Origin of the sequence: Streptomyces sp. A012304 (assembly GCF_026008495.1) — a bacterium.
In the GTDB taxonomy this organism is placed as follows: Bacteria; Actinomycetota; Actinomycetes; order Streptomycetales; family Streptomycetaceae; genus Streptomyces.
Genome location: NZ_BQUN01000019.1, coordinates 1 through 16,158 on the forward strand (window position 1 = coordinate 1; position 16,158 = coordinate 16,158).

General features: G+C 70.3%; 23 protein-coding genes and 1 tRNA gene. All 24 read right to left on the minus strand.

The window, feature by feature from the left end; genetic code table 11:
* Nucleotides 1-64 precede the first annotated feature (64 nt).
* The 24 genes from ALMP_RS05555 to ALMP_RS05670 all read right to left on the minus strand — a co-directional run bounded on the left by ALMP_RS05555 (nt 65) and on the right by ALMP_RS05670 (nt 15,640).
* Nucleotides 65-442, minus strand: coding sequence for a hypothetical protein (locus tag ALMP_RS05555; protein ID WP_007490758.1), 378 nt, complete (start codon nt 440-442; stop codon nt 65-67).
* Between the two features lie 189 nt (nt 443-631).
* Nucleotides 632-1,081, minus strand: coding sequence for a hypothetical protein (locus ALMP_RS05560; protein WP_264925078.1), 450 nt, complete (start codon nt 1,079-1,081; stop codon nt 632-634).
* Nucleotides 1,082-1,095: 14 nt separating this feature from the next.
* Nucleotides 1,096-1,365 (minus strand): hypothetical protein, encoded by a 270-nt coding sequence (locus ALMP_RS05565; protein WP_264925079.1) that lies wholly within the window; start codon nt 1,363-1,365, stop codon nt 1,096-1,098.
* A gap of 51 nt (nt 1,366-1,416) precedes the next feature.
* A complete protein-coding gene (locus ALMP_RS05570; protein ID WP_375803440.1) occupies nt 1,417-1,815 on the minus strand; it encodes a BlaI/MecI/CopY family transcriptional regulator in 399 nt (132 codons plus the stop codon).
* 154 nt (nt 1,816-1,969) lie between these two features.
* A tRNA-Ile gene (locus ALMP_RS05575) sits at nt 1,970-2,042 on the minus strand.
* A gap of 108 nt (nt 2,043-2,150) precedes the next feature.
* Nucleotides 2,151-3,155 carry a hypothetical protein gene (locus ALMP_RS05580; protein WP_264925080.1) on the minus strand — a complete coding sequence of 335 codons (1,005 nt, stop codon included), beginning with the start codon at nt 3,153-3,155 and terminating at the stop codon, nt 2,151-2,153.
* On the minus strand, nt 3,152-3,937 hold the full coding sequence (locus ALMP_RS05585) for a hypothetical protein (RefSeq protein WP_264925081.1): 786 nt from the start codon (nt 3,935-3,937) through the stop codon (nt 3,152-3,154). Before ALMP_RS05585 ends, ALMP_RS05580 begins: the two co-directional genes overlap by 4 nt.
* On the minus strand, nt 3,934-4,308 hold the full coding sequence (locus ALMP_RS05590; protein ID WP_264925082.1) for a hypothetical protein: 375 nt from the start codon (nt 4,306-4,308) through the stop codon (nt 3,934-3,936). The genes ALMP_RS05585 and ALMP_RS05590 overlap by 4 nt, the downstream gene beginning before the upstream one ends.
* On the minus strand, nt 4,305-4,634 hold the full coding sequence (locus tag ALMP_RS05595; RefSeq protein WP_264925083.1) for a hypothetical protein: 330 nt from the start codon (nt 4,632-4,634) through the stop codon (nt 4,305-4,307). The genes ALMP_RS05590 and ALMP_RS05595 overlap by 4 nt, the downstream gene beginning before the upstream one ends.
* 233 nt (nt 4,635-4,867) lie before the next feature.
* Nucleotides 4,868-5,413 (minus strand): DUF45 domain-containing protein, encoded by a 546-nt coding sequence (locus ALMP_RS05600; protein ID WP_264925084.1) that lies wholly within the window; start codon nt 5,411-5,413, stop codon nt 4,868-4,870.
* Nucleotides 5,414-5,585: 172 nt separating this feature from the next.
* On the minus strand, nt 5,586-6,056 hold the full coding sequence (locus ALMP_RS05605) for a hypothetical protein (protein WP_264925085.1): 471 nt from the start codon (nt 6,054-6,056) through the stop codon (nt 5,586-5,588).
* 41 nt (nt 6,057-6,097) lie between these two features.
* Nucleotides 6,098-6,502, minus strand: a complete 405-nt coding sequence (locus ALMP_RS05610; protein ID WP_264925086.1) for a hypothetical protein — start codon at nt 6,500-6,502, stop codon at nt 6,098-6,100.
* Nucleotides 6,503-6,952: 450 nt separating this feature from the next.
* A complete protein-coding gene (locus ALMP_RS05615; protein WP_264925087.1) occupies nt 6,953-8,053 on the minus strand; it encodes a phosphoadenosine phosphosulfate reductase family protein in 1,101 nt (366 codons plus the stop codon).
* Nucleotides 8,054-8,261: 208 nt separating this feature from the next.
* Complete coding sequence (locus tag ALMP_RS05620; protein WP_264925088.1) at nt 8,262-8,867, minus strand: hypothetical protein; 606 nt, start codon at nt 8,865-8,867, stop codon at nt 8,262-8,264.
* A gap of 313 nt (nt 8,868-9,180) precedes the next feature.
* The gene (locus tag ALMP_RS05625; RefSeq protein WP_264925089.1) at nt 9,181-9,888 is read right to left on the minus strand and encodes a hypothetical protein; all 708 of its coding nucleotides are present in this window, start codon (nt 9,886-9,888) and stop codon (nt 9,181-9,183) included.
* An 86-nt stretch (nt 9,889-9,974) separates the two neighbouring features.
* Nucleotides 9,975-10,406 carry a hypothetical protein gene (locus tag ALMP_RS05630; protein WP_264925090.1) on the minus strand — a complete coding sequence of 144 codons (432 nt, stop codon included), beginning with the start codon at nt 10,404-10,406 and terminating at the stop codon, nt 9,975-9,977.
* A 108-nt stretch (nt 10,407-10,514) separates the two neighbouring features.
* On the minus strand, nt 10,515-11,375 hold the full coding sequence (locus ALMP_RS05635; protein ID WP_264925091.1) for an SAM-dependent methyltransferase: 861 nt from the start codon (nt 11,373-11,375) through the stop codon (nt 10,515-10,517).
* 11 nt (nt 11,376-11,386) lie between these two features.
* Nucleotides 11,387-12,454 carry an SAM-dependent methyltransferase gene (locus ALMP_RS05640; protein ID WP_264925092.1) on the minus strand — a complete coding sequence of 356 codons (1,068 nt, stop codon included), beginning with the start codon at nt 12,452-12,454 and terminating at the stop codon, nt 11,387-11,389.
* A gap of 56 nt (nt 12,455-12,510) precedes the next feature.
* The gene (locus tag ALMP_RS05645; RefSeq protein WP_264925093.1) at nt 12,511-13,179 is read right to left on the minus strand and encodes a hypothetical protein; all 669 of its coding nucleotides are present in this window, start codon (nt 13,177-13,179) and stop codon (nt 12,511-12,513) included.
* Nucleotides 13,180-13,316: 137 nt separating this feature from the next.
* Nucleotides 13,317-14,114, minus strand: coding sequence for a M48 family metallopeptidase (locus ALMP_RS05650; protein ID WP_264925094.1), 798 nt, complete (start codon nt 14,112-14,114; stop codon nt 13,317-13,319).
* Nucleotides 14,115-14,369: 255 nt separating this feature from the next.
* Nucleotides 14,370-14,672, minus strand: coding sequence for a hypothetical protein (locus tag ALMP_RS05655; protein ID WP_264925095.1), 303 nt, complete (start codon nt 14,670-14,672; stop codon nt 14,370-14,372).
* 184 nt (nt 14,673-14,856) lie between these two features.
* Complete coding sequence (locus tag ALMP_RS05660) at nt 14,857-15,072, minus strand: hypothetical protein (protein WP_264925096.1); 216 nt, start codon at nt 15,070-15,072, stop codon at nt 14,857-14,859.
* A complete protein-coding gene (locus ALMP_RS05665) occupies nt 15,069-15,407 on the minus strand; it encodes a hypothetical protein (RefSeq protein WP_264925097.1) in 339 nt (112 codons plus the stop codon). The genes ALMP_RS05660 and ALMP_RS05665 overlap by 4 nt, the downstream gene beginning before the upstream one ends.
* Entirely contained in the window at nt 15,404-15,640 is a 237-nt protein-coding gene (locus ALMP_RS05670; RefSeq protein WP_264925098.1) for a hypothetical protein, read from the minus strand. Before ALMP_RS05670 ends, ALMP_RS05665 begins: the two co-directional genes overlap by 4 nt.
* Nucleotides 15,641-16,158: the final 518 nt, after the last annotated feature.

Below are 16,158 nucleotides of genomic sequence, written 5' to 3' on the forward strand. Positions count from 1 at the left end.
GGGGGGGGGAGGCTGCACCGGTGCGCAGCCTCCCCGTGTCGGAGGGGGCAGGAGGTCGTAGCCGTCAGGGAGTGGCGGGGATGGCGATGAGGTAGAACTCGTTCCCGTCCTCATCCGAGACGAGGACCGGGTGCCCCTGGTCGACCGCGGTGAAGACGCGGTCCTTGATGTCGTCGGCGCGGTCGGCTGCGGTCAGCGGGGCCTTGAGGCCGGACCGCACCGCCTCGTAGGTGGCGGGCTGCGGCCTGTAGCGGTACCGCTCGCCCTTCACCACCCGGAAGCACTCGTCGATCTCCTCGGTGCTGATGGTGTCGTCGTAGCCCTGGAGTCGGGCGACCTGGCACGTGTTGACCGCGAGGAGCTGCCGGTTGTGGATGTTGCACAGGGCTCCGGGAGTGCCCTGGGGGTGAAAGTGGACGGCGGTGTCGATCGACGTGGGCAAGAGTAATCCTCCGCGATGGACGGGTAGTTGAGGCTCTGTCGAGCTCATGACATATAGAGTACGTGAGTAAATCCAATTAAGCAACCCCCGGAGTTGCCTCCGAGGGTTGTCGTCACGCAGAGGGCTCCGCTGTCAGCGGCCGAGATCGTTTCTGCGCGAATGGCCAGCACCTGTCCGCTGGTCTCGGCCCTACATCGCCGGGGTGTCGGTGTCTTGGGCGTTCGGTGGGAGGGGGGTGGTCCCGGCTGTCGGGAAGCGGAGCTTCTCCACATCGGTGACCGGGGGCTCGTCCTCTCGCGGATCGTGCTCCCAGTAGTCGAAGCAGTAGCGGGCCGGAGCGTCATCGGGATGTTGGGGCGCTGTGGCGATCGTGCCGCGGCACCGCGCGAAGCGCCGCCCGTCCTGGTAGACGAACCCGGCTGTTCTGCCGCCACTGACGGTGAAGAGTTCGGGCGACGTGCTGCCGCTCTCCAGCAAGAGCAGATTCGCGGGCGGAAGGCGACGCCATCTGCTGTAGCTCGCTTCGCGCGACCAGTGGTCGCAGAACCACGACAGATCGCGGACCTCAACGGTGTGTGCGCTCAGGTAGAGGAACTCGATGTGCGCGGCGGGGTTTCTCTGGGCGTGGTTCCTCGGCACGTTGTCTCCTGAGGTCACCGGGGGGAATGCGGGCCGGGCGTCAGCCGCTGCCGGAGCCGGCGCGCGAGCCGGCCGAGTGTGTGGCGGAGTACCCCCCAGCGGGGGCGTGCCGCGTACTCGGTTGAGGCGTTGCGCGCGTCGAGGTAGCGATCGCCGGTGGACTGGGCGGGATAGGGGTTGAGCCGGCGTCGGGAACAGAAGGAGTTCCAGGCGCCGATGAACGCCTGCTCATAGGCGTCGTAGTCCTCATCGGGGCGACGAGGGCGGAAGCAGAACGAGGGCATGACGTTCTCCGGGAGGGGTTATGCGGGGCGTGGATGCAGCCACCTAGGGGCCTAGTGGGCCTTCGGGTTCTCGGCGGCCTCCGGCCCGTGGGCGATGCGGATGGCGTCGCTTAGCGCCTGGCGCTGTTCCTCGCTCAGCATGCCGAAGAAGGCGATGAGGGCGGCGGCGGGGTTGTCGCTCTGCGACCACGCGTCGTTCATTAGCGCGGCGGCGTAGGCGGCGCGGGTGGAGACCGCCTCATAGCGATAGGCCCGGCCTTCCGGCTGGCGGCGTACCAAGCCCTTCTGATGGAGGTTGCCGAGAACGGTCATCACCGTGGTGTAGGCGATCGGTCGTTCCTGCTCGAGGTCTTCCAGGACTTCTCGAACGGTCACCGGGCGGTTCCACTTCCACACCCGTGTCATGACCGCGTCTTCGAGTTCTCCCAACGGGCGAGGTGGCTTCAGCACTCAAGTTCCTTGGTGTGGTCGGACGAAGGGAGTTCGTGCAGCCGCGGGCCGAATGGTCGGGCCGAGGGCTGCATGAGGGAGGGGTATGGGTGCCACCTCATAGGGGGGCGAGCCACGGGCGCGAGGGCCGCGGCTGGAGAAGATGTGCGTTGTGTAGCGCTGGCGGGACTCGAACCCGCGACCCAGGACTTATAGGATCCGCGCTCTTCCAACTGAGCTACAGCGCCGGGGGGTTGACGGCCCGTACCCGGCGGGTGGGGGGGGACCGGGTACGGGCCGTGAGGGCGGTGGCCTCTCGCCGACCGCCTAAATAGACTATACAGCATGCAATCCAATTACGCAATATTCGATACGTGTGCGGACCCTGGTGCGAGCCCGGACGCTGCCTCGTGGGACGCGGCGTGCGGGCTCGCCGAGCCGTACGGGCGCTTGGGGTAGGGGCGCGGAGTGAGGCCGATGACCGTCCGCGTCCGTTCTGCCCGCGTACGGCCAACCCGCAGCAGGTAGCGGTGGTTTCCCGGGTGCGCCTGGCGTCGGGCGCCGATCTGGGCGAGGGCCTGATCCAGCCACTGCTTGAGCGCCTCGCCAGGGCCCTGGGGCGGCGGTGGCGCCCCCATCTGCTCAAGGCGCCGAGCGACGCCGGCCGCCCCCGATTCCTGGCGCAGCAGCTTGGACCGCGCCCGTGCGGTGAATGTGCTGCCGTCCGGGAGCACGGTGAGCGTGCGGGCCGTCCCCAGACCGGTGTACGTCGCCGACAGCGCCTGATACACGATGCCCAGATGACCTCTGGTCTGGATGACATGGCCGTGCTCGGTCCGCCGCCATCGTGGGACGGGATCGCTGAACATGACCGCGCCGCGCAGGCCGGCGGCCGCGGCGGACCTCAGCGCGGCCGAGGTGAAGAAGCTCTCGCCGTTGCTGGGTACGGACTCGCTGAGGACGAGACGCGCGATCTCGGCGCTCTCCCGGTAGGGCTCCAGGTGCGGGAAGGCGCCCGTGAGAACCCGGGGGTTCATGGGGCTGGCCAGCACCAGGACGCCCACCAGCGGCAGTCCCTCGACCGCGAGGTCGCCGGCACCCAGCGGCGCCTCCTGGTCGAGGAGTCCGTAGGGGTGGTGCAGGACGGCGGGCCAGCCGGACAGGTAGTGGTGCCGCTGCACGAAGGCCTTCGCGGTGGCCTCCGGGATGGCGGTCACCGCGTAGCGCTGGGCTCGGAACCCGCCTTCGGAGACGTGGCGCCACGTTGGGGTGCCGTAGCGCCACCGCTGGGTGAAACCGCGGGGGTCGCCGAGCTGCATGGCCCGCAGGTCGGCGGGCCGCGGCGTGATGATCGAGGTCATGGGCACCTGCGCTGGGCGTCGGTGATGTGGTCGAGCAGGTCCTGGCGCCACCACAGGGCGTGGCGCATGCAGTTGTTCTCGCGCTGGTGGGACTCACTGCATCCGCGCTCGTGGCGGCCGCCGTAGGACCAGGCGAGGCTGTCGGCCGAGACCACGCTCTTGTGTGCGATCTTCAGTCCGGCCTTCTTGAAGCCGAACGCGTGGATGCGGATGCCGGCCCGCGCGAGGTCCGCCAGCAGCATCACGGGCAGGTCCAGGCGTGGGCGGCGGCAGATGCTTCCGACGCCGACGAGCGGTTCCTTCGTCAGGTCCACTCCGGCCTTGTCGAACATGTCGACGCACTGGAAGTAGCTGACGGACGTCCACCCCTGGATCACGGGGATGATCGGCAAGTCGGGTGCGAGCGAGCGCAGTTCGACGAAGTTCGCGACGGTCAGCTCGAGATGCTGCTTCAACGTCTTGCCCGTCTTGCGGAGCACATCCCATTCGCACATCCAGTCCTGCTGGGTGGCGGCGTGGAGCTGGCCCACCTCCTCGTGGTAGCGGCGGACCGCCGCCGCGTAGGTGCGGGCGTCCTGGCGCCACCCTCCGTGGAGCGAAAGCTCGCTGAATCCCCCGCTGTCGAGGAACCATCTGTGACGGGCGCGTGGCAGGGCCCGCCGGCCTGTGAGGCGGCGGTGTGAGACACACAGGGGGACGTCGGCCGTCTCGAGCCAGGCCGGGTGGTGGGCGCCCAGGAAGAACTCGAAGGGCGATGCGGGCGGTGGTGCGGTGGTGGTCACGGCGTGCGGTCTTCCGATGGAATCGGGGCGGACGGGTCGGGATCGGGCCAGGGCGCGGGCAGGGTGGGGTCGTCGTCGCGCTCGCGGACCTTGTCCAGGGCGCCGGCGGCCCGGAGGCGGGGGACGTGCAGTTCGGCGGCCTCGTGGCCGCTGGGCCTGCGGCAGCGTCGGCCCGCAGGCGCCGCGCACCCGGGGCAGTCCAGCGACAGGGGGCAGGTGTAGCCGTCGACCAGACCACCGCAGCGGCACGGTGCCCCGAGCGGTGTCCCGGCCCGGTCGATGAGAATGCCGCTCGCCAGAAGGGCCTGAAGCTCGGACAGGAGAGCGGGACGGGGGACCGGCTGGGTCAGGGCCGCGTCCGGGCGGTTCACGCCGGACACCGGGTGCCCTCGCAGAAGTCTGCGTCCCTGGGCCACAGCCAGGTGATGCCGAGCCTGCTCAGCAGCCCCGTCAGGTCGCTGTCCGGGGGCTTGGGCACCAGAAGGGTCTTGGTGAGGGTGTCGCCGAACAGTCCGCCCAAGTCGAGGAGTTCGCCGATGGCTTCCTGGAGGGCCATCCGGCTGGCGGTGCCCCGGGCGACGACGAGCCTGCCCGAGGTGAGATCGACCAGGTCGACGGCCAGGGGGTGCGGCTCACCGGCCATCTTCAGGGTGCATCGGCTCAGTTCGTGCCCGGCCGCCAGTAGGTGGTCACGCAAGGCGCAGAGCAGCAGCTCCGCCGCCGCGTCCTGCGGCGCCGGCTCGACTCCTGGGTGGGGGCGGAAAGGGTGGGAGAGGGGAACGGGGGCGACGCGGGCATGGGCCGAGCGCGGCCCCAGGGGGAGGAGTGGAGCGGGCTGAGACGGCAGGGCCGGATCGTGCATGGCGGACCAATCGGGGTGATGACGTGGGGTGGGGCGGGCCCGGCCAGTGAGTCCTGGCCGGGCGAGGGTCAGTCTGAGATCAGACGCATGCGCTGGGCTTGGGCATCCCACCGGCACTCGGTGTAGAGCCGGTTGAAGTCAGGCATGGCGTCCGGGTGGTCGGCCGGGCATGGCTCCCAGCCGCTGGAGCCCAGTCGCGCGTAGAACCCGTACTCGTGGCACTCGGCCTCGCCGGGCAGGCGTCCGGTCCACGGCGTCCTGCACTGGTCGGTGAAGTGGCCGCAGCCGGAGCGCTGCAACCCGGTGAAGGCGCACCGGGCGAGGTCGCAGAGATCCGTGTGCAGTGATCCGGCCGTCACGTAGCAGCTCGGGCAGGGCCCGTCGGCGGACTGGGTGTCCGCGGCGACGTTGACCAAGTGCTGCAGCCGGGCGCCGATCCAGGCCTCCTTGTACGCCACGAAGGTCTTGACGGTCTCGTCGGTCAGGCCGAGCGGACCCGTGACCGTGATCTCCCCGGTGTCCGTGACGGCGAGTTGGGTGTCGGTGTAGCTGGTGCTGGTGATGACGGTAATGCTGAACGAGCCGCTGGTGAGCGTGCGGCGGGCGAGTGTCACGGGAGGGCATTCCTCTGGGCGGGGCGGGGCAGTCGTGGGGCGATGGGAGCGGAGGGGCGCGAACTTCGCGGTGCGGGGTTCGTCGGCTGGCCGGGAGCGCCCCCGGCGGCTACTCGGGGCGGTGCTCCCGTGCCTCGCGCGACCACTCGCAATGACGTCGAAGTAAATCCAGTTATGCGACGTCGTCCGGGTGGATGGTGTGGTGCGTGGCCTCGGCGACCAGCGTGCCGAGGCCTGTGCGGAACGGGGTGCCGTCTCCGGGGGCGGGGTTTCCCTGCTCATCGCGGAACTCGACGAGCAGAAGCCGCGCCAGGGTCTGCTGTGTCGGCCACGGCACTCCTCGGGCGAGCCGCCCGTCAGGCCCGATCTCTTCCGTCAGGGCCTTGATCTGCCCCCTGTTGAGGGCGGCGCGACGGCCTGCCGCGGTGATGATGAACGGGCGGGAGTCGTCGGCACGGTTCAGGTCCTCGAGGGCGGCTTGGCCGTCGAGAACGAAGCCGTCGGTGTCGTTGCGGTAGGCGTACTTCTCCGTGACGAACAGGCGCAGCATCCTCGGGCCCACTTTGGGCAGGTGGCCGTCGGGGTGCACGGAGGCCGTCCGCAGACGGGCGACGGCCGTTGCGGTCAGCGTGGTGGAAGGCATGAAAAGCTCCCGGATGTCGGGGTGGAACGAGGGGTGATCCGTCAGCGGAGGGTGAGCCGGGGGGCGTAGTGTCGGCCGATGTCGCCGCACGGGATCTCAGCGCCCGCGCGCCGGGCCTGGTTCAGAAGGCCTTTCAGGGTCCGCTTCTTGGAGTCCGCGTGCGCACCGAGGTGTGGCCGTGTGATGCGCTTGGGCAGCCGGTCCAGCGGCCACTCCCACACGAGGTGGTGGGGGTACTTCGGGTTCCGCTGCCGGTCCAAGGGGCCGATCGTCCGGCGGCCCTCCGCCGTGTAGACGAACAGGGAGTTGACGCAGAGGAACTTGCCCTCGGGGAAGAGCTCCGCCACGACGGCACAGATCGCGTCGAGAACCTCGGGGGTGGTTTCCTTGAGAGCGGCCCGGGCGGCGTCCATCTTGCTGATGGCATCTATTTCTGGGGTGTTCATGGGTCTCCGGGATGTCGGCTCTGGGCAGTGGGTGCCGTCACGTGTGGCGGGGGCAGCCGCCCGGGCACTCACCAGCGTTACCCACACAATACATCTGTAAATCCAGTTATGCAATCTCCGGGGGTAGTGTCCGACATCCCTGGCCCTGACTGGTCGTCGGCCAGGACGTCGGGACCGGGCCGACCATCGTCGTCCCCGTTACCTGGCCGCCCGCCGGCCCGAGCACCCTCCGCAGCGCGAACCGGGTCAGCTCTCCGGCGGAGTTGGTATGGCCAGCTGTCCGGCATCTCCGACAAGGCATCCGCCACAGCGAGGGGCGGCCCGCCGTGGGCAAGCGCCGGCGGCGCCTGCCGCTCGCTCCCTCGGGCGGTCAGCCGCCGTCCTTCTGCCGCCGGAAGGGGGCGGATCCGCTGCGCTGAACCCAGGGCGTCTTCGTACGTGCCGGGTAGATCAGGCGACCAGGCCGTACAGCGCAGCTTGACGGGCGCGGTACTTCGTCGTCATCGCCCGCCCGACATGCGCCGCCATCGCCGTACCTGCTGGAGGCCGCGCGGCGGGTCCCTCGGCCGCCTCCAGGGCTTCGGCGCGTCGGATGATCTCCCGCATCGACAGGCCCTTCTTGAAGTCGGCGCCGATCTTGGCCTCTGTCAGGGCGAACGCCGCGGCGAGCTCCGGCACGCGTCGCGCTCCGTTCACGAGGTCGCTGTTGCATCCGAGGACACAGAAAACGCAGCTCAGGCGCCGGTTTCCCCAGTCGTAGGCCGGGTGGTACGGCAGGCGGGAACGGGCGATCTCCCGCCAAACTCTCCGGTCGTTCCACGTGTGAATAGGCCGCCATGTCGTGATGTGCCGGCGCCCGTTGCTCGCCCCGCGGTCGATCTCCACCTCGGCGAGCTTTGCCCGCTGGGTGCTTTCGGCTGCGCGCTGCCCGATGCACGCCAAGATCCGCACGGGACGCCCCAGGTGCGCGAGCTCGTTGGTGAGCCGGGTGTAAAGGGTCCGGATCGGCCCCCGTTTTTCGCCGCTCGTGCACCAGCGCGCCGAACTCGACGGCCAGGCCGGCGCGACCTTCGCCTGCGCCGGGTCCTCGCCGCGCTCGAGAGCTTCCTCCTCCGCCTTCGCTTTCAGTTTTCCGTGGCGGGTTTCGACCCGGTCGAGGAAGTCGACGCCAGAGGTCACCACCTCGAACCGTCGGACCCCGCACAGGCGGGCCTGCAGCTCGGCGAGCTCGCGGGTGCCTTCCCACTCGGCCCGGCCCAGGTCCGCGTGCACGACGACGACCTTGTCCAGCATCCCCAGAGCCTTCGCGCGGCGGACGACATAGGAGAGCATGGCCTGGCTGTCCTTGCCGCCGGAGGACGACACGACCACCCAGTCAGCGTCCCGGATCAGCTCATCGGGAACGGTCGTCGACGGCGTGAATGGCACGGACGGGTGCACGGCCCGCCTGCGCTTCCGCTTCGGCTTGGGCTTCGGAACGACCAGGACGGCCGCGGGGACCTCCTGCGGGTCCTCGAGGCCGCGGAGGCTGAAGAGGGCGTCTGGATGCATAGCGGGGCGTCCTTGAGGGTCGGTGTGCAGCGGGCCGGGGGCGGCCTGGGCCGTGCCCCGGGAGCCGGTGGTCGAGCCCGTAGTGGGGTGGGAGGGGCGACCGCCCCAGACCGGGGCATGTCGAAGGCATGGCACCGGAACGGCAGCTCCGGTGCCATCTGGACGAGGCCACGGGCAGCCCCGGAGCTGCCGTGTCAGCCCGCAGTCGTCACGACCCGCCGTCCTGCGCGGCGGCCTGGGGCCCGCAGCCCGGCTCCCACGAGAGGTGGATGACTGCCGGACGCTCACCGGGTTCGTACGCGAAGTGCCACCTCAGACCAGCCTCGTCCGTGGCACGCCGACGGCCTGCGTGGTTCGACGGGGGGTCGAGCTGTACGTGGATGCTGCGGCTGTACGCGGCCTCGACCACCTTCTTCCCCGTCGAGCGAGTGAACTCCGTGCCGAGTACGTCCCGGGCGAAGCGGCGCAGCACCAGGGTGGTGAAGCGGACCGGGAGGCCGTCTTGCAACGCGAGGACCCAGCCCTTGTCCCTGCGGTGGCCGCTTCGGCTTCGGCTTCGGCTGGGCACACCGGCCTTGACCTGGCCGTAGGTCCGGTCGCGGTGCGCGGTGCTGTAGCCGAGGACGCGGTTCGCATCAGTGGAGAGCAGGAGGGAGAACCCTTCTCGGGCCAGCAGCCGCCAGGCACCGCCCTCGACGCGCTGATGCGTGCCGGTGACGATGAGGTTCTCCAGCAGCGAGCGGATCTCCGCTTCCGCCGTCTCGCGGTCACCCCCGTGCGTGGCGCAGTACCGCTCGATCGCCGAGCGGGTCACACCGAGCTGTGGATCGTGCGCTTCGTCGGAGGTCAGAGGCAGTCGATCCGTGGCGGCCGTGACCGGCTCGCGCGTGGAGGGAGCGGCCGGGCACGGGACTACCGGGTCGGTGGGCTTCTGTGGGCGCAGGAAGCCGGCGCACGTGCCGCACCACCCGTCGGCGCGCCGTGCCGGCCGGTGGCAGCGGCTCCCGCCCGGCTCGTAACGGGAGCAGCGACTGTTGCTCGTGAGAGCCGCCAGGGAGGAGGGGTTCGGTCGGTTGTGCATGCGTGGTCCTTGCGGGCGGAAGGCAGATCGAAGGGGGACGGCGCCCCTATCCGGCGAGTCGGACGTCGAGGCTGAACACCAGGTGATCCGGCGGCAGTTCGTCGAGGTGGCGGTTGGCCAGATCCAGGTAGCGCGTACTGCCGGTCTCGGCGTCGTCGTCGGCGTCGATGAAGGACGGGTTGATGTGGAGGGTGCCGTCGACCGTCAGGAGAAGGTCGCCGGGAACGGCCCGCTGCCGGGCGCGTTCGACGAACGCATCATGGTCCAGCGCGACCAGGGCGGCAGTGTCGGCTTTCCGGCGGTGCGACCGGGGCGCGTCAAGGTCGGTGAGGACCTGGAGCTGCGGTTGGGCGCGGAACTCCTGCAGTGCCCGGCCGGGATCCTGCGGATGGCGCTGGTGGAAGGAGCTGAGGGGGACGGCCGGGGGCAGGGTGGCCGTGGCGCTCTTCCACGCACGGTGGAGCCGCGAGGCCTGCGCGGCACGGTGTTTGCGCATCGCGGGGAAGTCCAGCAAGTCCCGGCGGCCGCCGCTGCACGTGGGAAGGCGGGACTGGCGTGCCCGTGAGCTCTGGACGAGACTCCCGTCGCTCGGTGTGACGTCCGGGCGGACGGCGAGATGAGTGTCGTATCGCCCGTAGGCGGTCCAGGTGTAGAGGTCGTCGGGGTACGGCACGATCGCCTCGTCGATCGCGTCCGCCCAGTCGTGCGGGTCGTTCAGGGGCGGGAGGCAGACGAGCGTATGGCGGGAGGTCATGGGGTTCCTGCGTGGGTGAAGGGCAGCGCCCCGGCACACCGGGCGGCCGGTCGCTGCCGGTCGGTCTTGTGTTGCTGGGCCCGGTGTCACGGGAGCTGGAGGTAGAGCTCTTCGCCGGGGGCGAGGGAGCCGACTGCGGCATTGGTGAGCCCGCGGAGGATCGCTTCCGCCTGCGGCTTGAGGTCCTGCGGCACCGTGAGCTGTTCGATCCACTCGCGTCCGCGCCGGGACGCGAGCGGCAGATACAGCCCGTCTGCGCTGTAGCGGACCGGCTGCGGCTGGGACCGGGTCGGCTCGAACGCGACCGCGCGGACGACGAGCTGCCGGGCGTGGGCGTCTTCCCGCGCCTGGACCCCGGAGATGACCGGAGTGAGCAGCCGGGCGAGCTTCGCCAGTTCGAGCCGGGTGAGACGCTCGTGGGCGGCGACCAGGATCTCGTGGACGGCGTAGTCGTCCGGAAGGCGGCTGATCTGGTCAAGAACCGGACGGATATCGACGGCGCGGGACGTGGTGGTCATCGGCGAACCCTCCGTGGTGTGAGCGGCGGTGCCAGCGGGCAGCATTCGGGGCCCGCTGGCTCCCCCTGATGCAGCATCACCGTACCGCAATAATTCCAATTACGCAATCTACCTGGGTGGGTGGAGGCTGCTCAGGAACGCGTCCCGGCGGGCGATCGCCTCCTCGCGTTCCTGGTGCGCCTGCGTCAGGCCGCTGTCGCCGGCAAGTGCGTCCGCGCAGGCGATCAGCACATCGGTCCCCAGGCGCCACAACAGGCTGTTCGCGCCGAGTACAGCCGCCGTAAGCGGGTCGATCTCGACGCCGACCCACCGGTACTGCGCAGCGTCGCGACCCTGGTCATGCAGCAGCCGGGCCTGCGCGCGCCACATGGCGCCCGAGCCGGCCGCCGCCTCGCCGATGACCGTGCCCGGCGGAAGATCGTCGGCGAAGTACTCGACCATGTGATTGGTAACGACGTCGGGCGTGTGGAAGGCGCCGCGGCGGCTCTTCTCCCCGCGGTTGCTCAGCGCCTGCAGCAGCCGGCCCAGCAGATCGGTCGCCAGATAGCGCTTCGGATCGGCGCCGTACTCGAGGATGCCGCCCTTGAACAGATGGTGGGTCATCTCGGTCACGGCCTCGGCGGTCTGCTGAGGCGGATCGGCGAGCCACCGCCACAGCAGGCCGGCCCGCTCCACGAGATACGGCTGGCTCTGCCACAGGTGGGCCCACATCTGCCGGAGCACGACGATGAGGTCGTCCGGATCCAGAGCGGCGACGTCGTGGGCGAGTTCCGGGCTCTGCGCATCGGCCAGCGGGAGCAAAGCGAGCGCCGCTGTGGTGCCCAGGGGGACCTCCAGCGACGAGGAGGGCCACAGCGCCGTGATCGTGTCGATCAGACGCCGGGCGTGCTCCTGGGGATCCTCGGGGAGGAACGCCCGTCGGGCGTGCGCGGACGGAAGCCAGGTCAGGTCACGCGGGCGGGTGGTCATCGTGTTCCTGTTCATGCGGCGCGGGCGGAGAAGAGGGCGTCGAGCTGGCGGAAGGCGTCGTGGGTGGCCTTGGCGAAGGCGGCGACGTCGCGGAGTCGGTCTCGGTGGGCCTGCATCTTCCGCTGGTGGGCGAAGGCCTGCTGGCTCAGGTCGCTGTGGGCCAGTGTGTTGCCCACCGCGACGACCGCCTTGGGGCCCAGGTCCCAGACGACGGTGTTCACCGCTGCTCCGGCGGCCGCGATCGGGTCGAGTTCCTGCATGACCCACTCGTGCTTGTGCGGATCCCCGCCGCGTTCGCGCATGGCCTGCACCATGGAACGGAACATGCCGCCGGTGCCCGCAGCCGGCTCGTTGAACGACTGCCCGCGCCCCGGCTCGGCATCGGCGTCTGATGCGCCGTCGTAGAGGAGACGGGCCATCATGTCGGCGACCTCCGGAGGCGTGTGGTACTCACCCAGGCCCCGGCGCGAGCTGTGATGCCGCAGATTGGTGATGGTCCACGACATGAGGTCGATATCCGAGCGGTAGTACGGATCCTTGTCGCCGGTGTACTGGAGTACGCCCGCGCGCAGTGCGGCCCGGGTGACGGCTGCGACGCCGCGCAGGGCCTGCTCGTCGAGGTCCTCCTCCGTCCAGCGGAAGATCGGTGCGGCCACATCCATGAGCTCGGGGCGCAGCATCCACGTGGCGGCGTACACCTCGGCGTAGCCCTTGGCAAGGACGCGAGGAGGCTGGGCGGCAAAGTAGCGGGAGAGCTGAGCGGCATGGAGCGCGCCCGGGGACTTGATGGGGCACAGGGCCAGGGCCGCGACCACGCCCGCTGGAATGTCCATACGGCTGCTGCCGCAGCTGCGGTACCAGGCGTCGGCGACGGATTCTCCGAAGTCGGAGCCGCGCCGGCGTGTGATGGGGAAGGGCGGACAGTCGGTGGTGCCGGCGTGCCGGGCGCACCCCGGATCGCTGCAGTCGGCGGTGCCGTCGGGCTGCGCGTGGCCTGCTGGGGCGAGAGCCGCCGGTGCGGCCTGCTGGGCGGAGGCGAGGGCTGCGGTGAGGCGGGAGCCCAGGTCGGATGGTGCCATGGGTGAAGCTGACTTTCGTGCGCTTTGCTGATGGATCGTGCGGCCGGCGCTGCGTTTCAGCGCGGGTCGGCGGGAAGCCGGGTGGCGGGTGCGACCTTCGGCCATACGACGGTGTCGGGTTCGACGTGGGCGCGCTGGCTGCTGAACCGGCGCCGGGCTGCGAGTTCGGCGTCGTCCGCGCGGGCAGCCGTGGTCTCGTACGACGAAAGGCCGCTGGCGTACAGCACGTTGTAGAGCGCGTCGTAGGCCGCGGCGTCCTCGTGCGGAGTGCGGTAGACGGCGAGCACGGCCATGCGATGGCCGTGGTCGGCGAAGGCGACCGTCCACGCGTCCGGGGCCGCCGGCGGGTATCCGCCGGCCTGCGCTTCGTCGAGGGCCCGGGCGAACTCCGCCGGGTCGGTGGTGGTGTGCTCTCGCCAGGGCAGGAAGCCGTGGCCCAGGGCGTAGCGGCCTTCGGCGTCGGGCCGGCAGCGTTCGAGGACCTTCGGAGGATCGCCGAGGCCGAGGATCTCGATGGCTTCGCCGGTGAACCGGAGGTTGAGGGCGATCGAGGCGTCCGACCGGAGCTCGGCTGCGATCCGGCCCGTCACCTCGCTGGTGAAGCGGGGCTGGATCATGCCGTCGTGCCGGTGGCCGAGGACTTCGGCCGGATACGGCCCGCAGTCCTTGAGGGTGACGGAGGAGGGGAACCATTCGGCCGGTCGGCCGGGAGGCTGGGTGTGCATGCTGCTGTGTTTCTGCGTCGGAGAAGCGCGCCGGGGGCGCGACTGGCGAGGCGGCGTTCAGATCCGGCAGCTCCAGAGGCGCCGTGGGTACGCGGCCAAGGATCTAGACATTACATCGCTAATTCCAATTACGCAATCTAGGGAGTGGTGCCGATCCACAGGAACCGGAACGCCGCCTTGAACTGCTCGTGACGGATCAGCGCGTCGGGCATGGCGCGCAGCAACCGGGCCCGGAACTCCGGCCCATGGGATCGACCCCGCGGGCGCGTCCCGTGGACCAGCTCGTGCACCAGGACGTACTCCAGCAGCGCCGGCGGTAGCTGGAAAACCGCCCAGTGCAGAGTCAGCCGGTGAGCGCGCTCCTGGTAGATGGCCCCGTTGCAGCGGCCGAGGTCGCGCACCGCCAACTGCGGGAGCCGGCGCCGAGTCCGCATGCGCGACCAGTGCGCCGGCGCCTCGCCCTCCAGCCAGGCCCGGCCGGCCCGCGCGTACCAGTCGATGACCGGCTGCGCGCCGTGCCTCTCCAGGTCACCGCGATAGACGACCAGCAGTCCCGTTCCGTCCTCCTGCTGCCGCATGCGGACCGCAACGGGGGTATCGACCAGGTGCAGTCGGATGGTGCGGCCGAGCCAGAGCAGCTCACAGCCGTCCACCAGGCGCCTGTTCGGGTGCTGGGGCGCCCTCTTGGCCATCTGCCGGGCGTGGGCCTCCAGGCGCGGGGCGTTCTGGCGGACGAACTGCGTGATCTCGGCGGTCGTCGACGTCGGCAGGATGCGTACGACACGGCGCCCGTCCGGTCGCGTCGTCACTGCATGCGTCGTACGTCGACGTGACACCACGACGTCGAAGGTGCCGGAGGCGAGGATTCCGTCGGCTTCCAGAGCCGCGGTGACGCCCCGGATGAGGACCTCATCCGAGACGGCGGTCGAGTTCATGAAAAGGAGCTCCTGTCGGTCGGTCCGGCGGGCGGGGCGCCGGAGTCGGCCGGCACGCCCTGCCGGCACCGGGCCGGTGGCGTGCCAGCGGGGCAACGCGCGAGGCCCCGGCGGGAGCTGAGCTCGCCGCCAGGGCCATGCAGTCGGGGAATGTGGGGCTGGGTCGAGGCCGCGTTCCTCCGGTACGGATCGGGCCCCTGACGGAACCCGGCCCGGCCCGGTCGGGGCGGTGCGGGGGCCGGGCGCCGCTGCCGATTACGCAGCGCCTCGTGGTCTGCCGCCGCCTTCACTGACCATGGAGCGGACATAGCCGTGCGCAGCCGTGGTGTCCTGCGGGTTGCCCAGGACGGTGGAGAGGGCGGTGACCAGGGCGCGGAGCTGGTGGCTGAGACTGTCGCGGGTGATCCAGTCCCAGGCCGCGTCGTGCCGTTCACGCAGTGGGAGGATCTGACGGGCCAGATCCTGCGCGATCTGGTCGCGGGTGGCCTCGCACAGGGCGTCGACCAGGGCGGCCGCCCGGGGTTCGGGCAGACCGCCGTCGGCGAGCCTTTCGATCATGTCGTGACGCTGGCTCTCCAGGTCGAATGCCTGTTGCCTCGCGCGACTTCGAGCGGAGGGATGCATGGGGTACTGGGCTTCTTCTCTGGGTGGGCCGGGGCGCGTCCTTCTGCGTGGCCGGCTGTGTGTGGCACCGCCCGGCGGTAACTGCCCGGCGGAGGGCGTACCGCCAGGTAGCCACCGCTCATGTGGCCATGCGTTCCAGAAGCGCGCGCGTGGCGTCGCTGAGGGTCGAGTCGAGAATCCGGAAGTACGCGTCCTCGTGCCGCCGGAAAGCCGCGTCGAGAGCCTCTTGCAAGTCCGTCTCGGCCAGTTGCCCGAGCACCTGCTTCTGTTCGCTGCTCAAGTCGGGGGCGTCGTGCCAGTCGGCGCGCAACTCGGCGACCGTGATCGGATTCATGAAGTCTCTCGCGTGCCGTCGTTGGTCGGTGCCAGGGGTGCGGCCTCGAAGGCGACGCACGCCGGGGTCTCCTTGTGGAGGTCGGGACCGCCGTTCCGGCGGCCCGTGCCGATCACTAGACCGCACTTCAAGTGCCGCGAATCGTCGGCAAGGTTCTTGACCTGGAGATGAGCACAGCCTCCGCAGTGCTGTCCGGCCTGGAGCGGGCGCCGGGTCGCCGGGTGGATGCCTGCGTCCAGGGCCTGTCGTATGAAGCCGCGGCCGCGCCCGGTACGGCCCTGGGCCGAATCGGTGCGCTGCGTCGGGGCGCTCGCGGTGGTGGGCGAAATGGTCATGGCAGATCCTTGTAGCTGCTGGGAGACGACGGCTGTGGGCGCTTCCGCCGCCGTGCTGCGGTGGTGACGGCTGCGAACACCGTGGCGCTGACGATGGCGAGGCTGTACGCCGAGTGCATCGCGGTGCGCGCCAGGAAGTCGACGGTGACGGCTCCGTCGGCGAACCGTGCCGGAGTGATGCCGGTGGCCGCCTGAGCCGTCATGCCCGCCCCGGTGGCGGCGGCTGCCGTCACGGCCAGCCCATGGCCCGAGCGGCGTGAGGTGCCACGGCGCTCCTGGACAGCTGTGCGCTCCGGGGCTGGAAAAGGTACGGACATGGTTCTCCGGAAGTCGGGCGACCGGACGGCGCCTGGCCGTGTCGGTGGAACGCGGCGACCGCATCGGACTGCGCGTCACCGTCACAACGCAAGTCTACCGTCATAAATCCGATTATGCAATTCGCTGAGAATGGGCGAGAGCTTCCTTCAGCCGGTCCTCGGCGAGCCTGCGGCGAACGGCTTCGGCGATCGCCGACCACACCTTTCCCCGGGCCGGGTCCGCCGGGATCGCCGGCTCACCCTGTACCCCCCGGACCGTGATCACCGTGTCGCCCTGGGGTGGGCGTACGCGATGGCACAGGATGACCGTCGGCGTGCCGTGGCCAGGGATGTACGCCCCCGAGGTGTCAATGACCCACCGCATGTCGAATGAGCCGAAGCTCGGAAGTTGTCACCTGCGGGACCGGCTGAGCTGGTGAATGGGGACGGTCGAA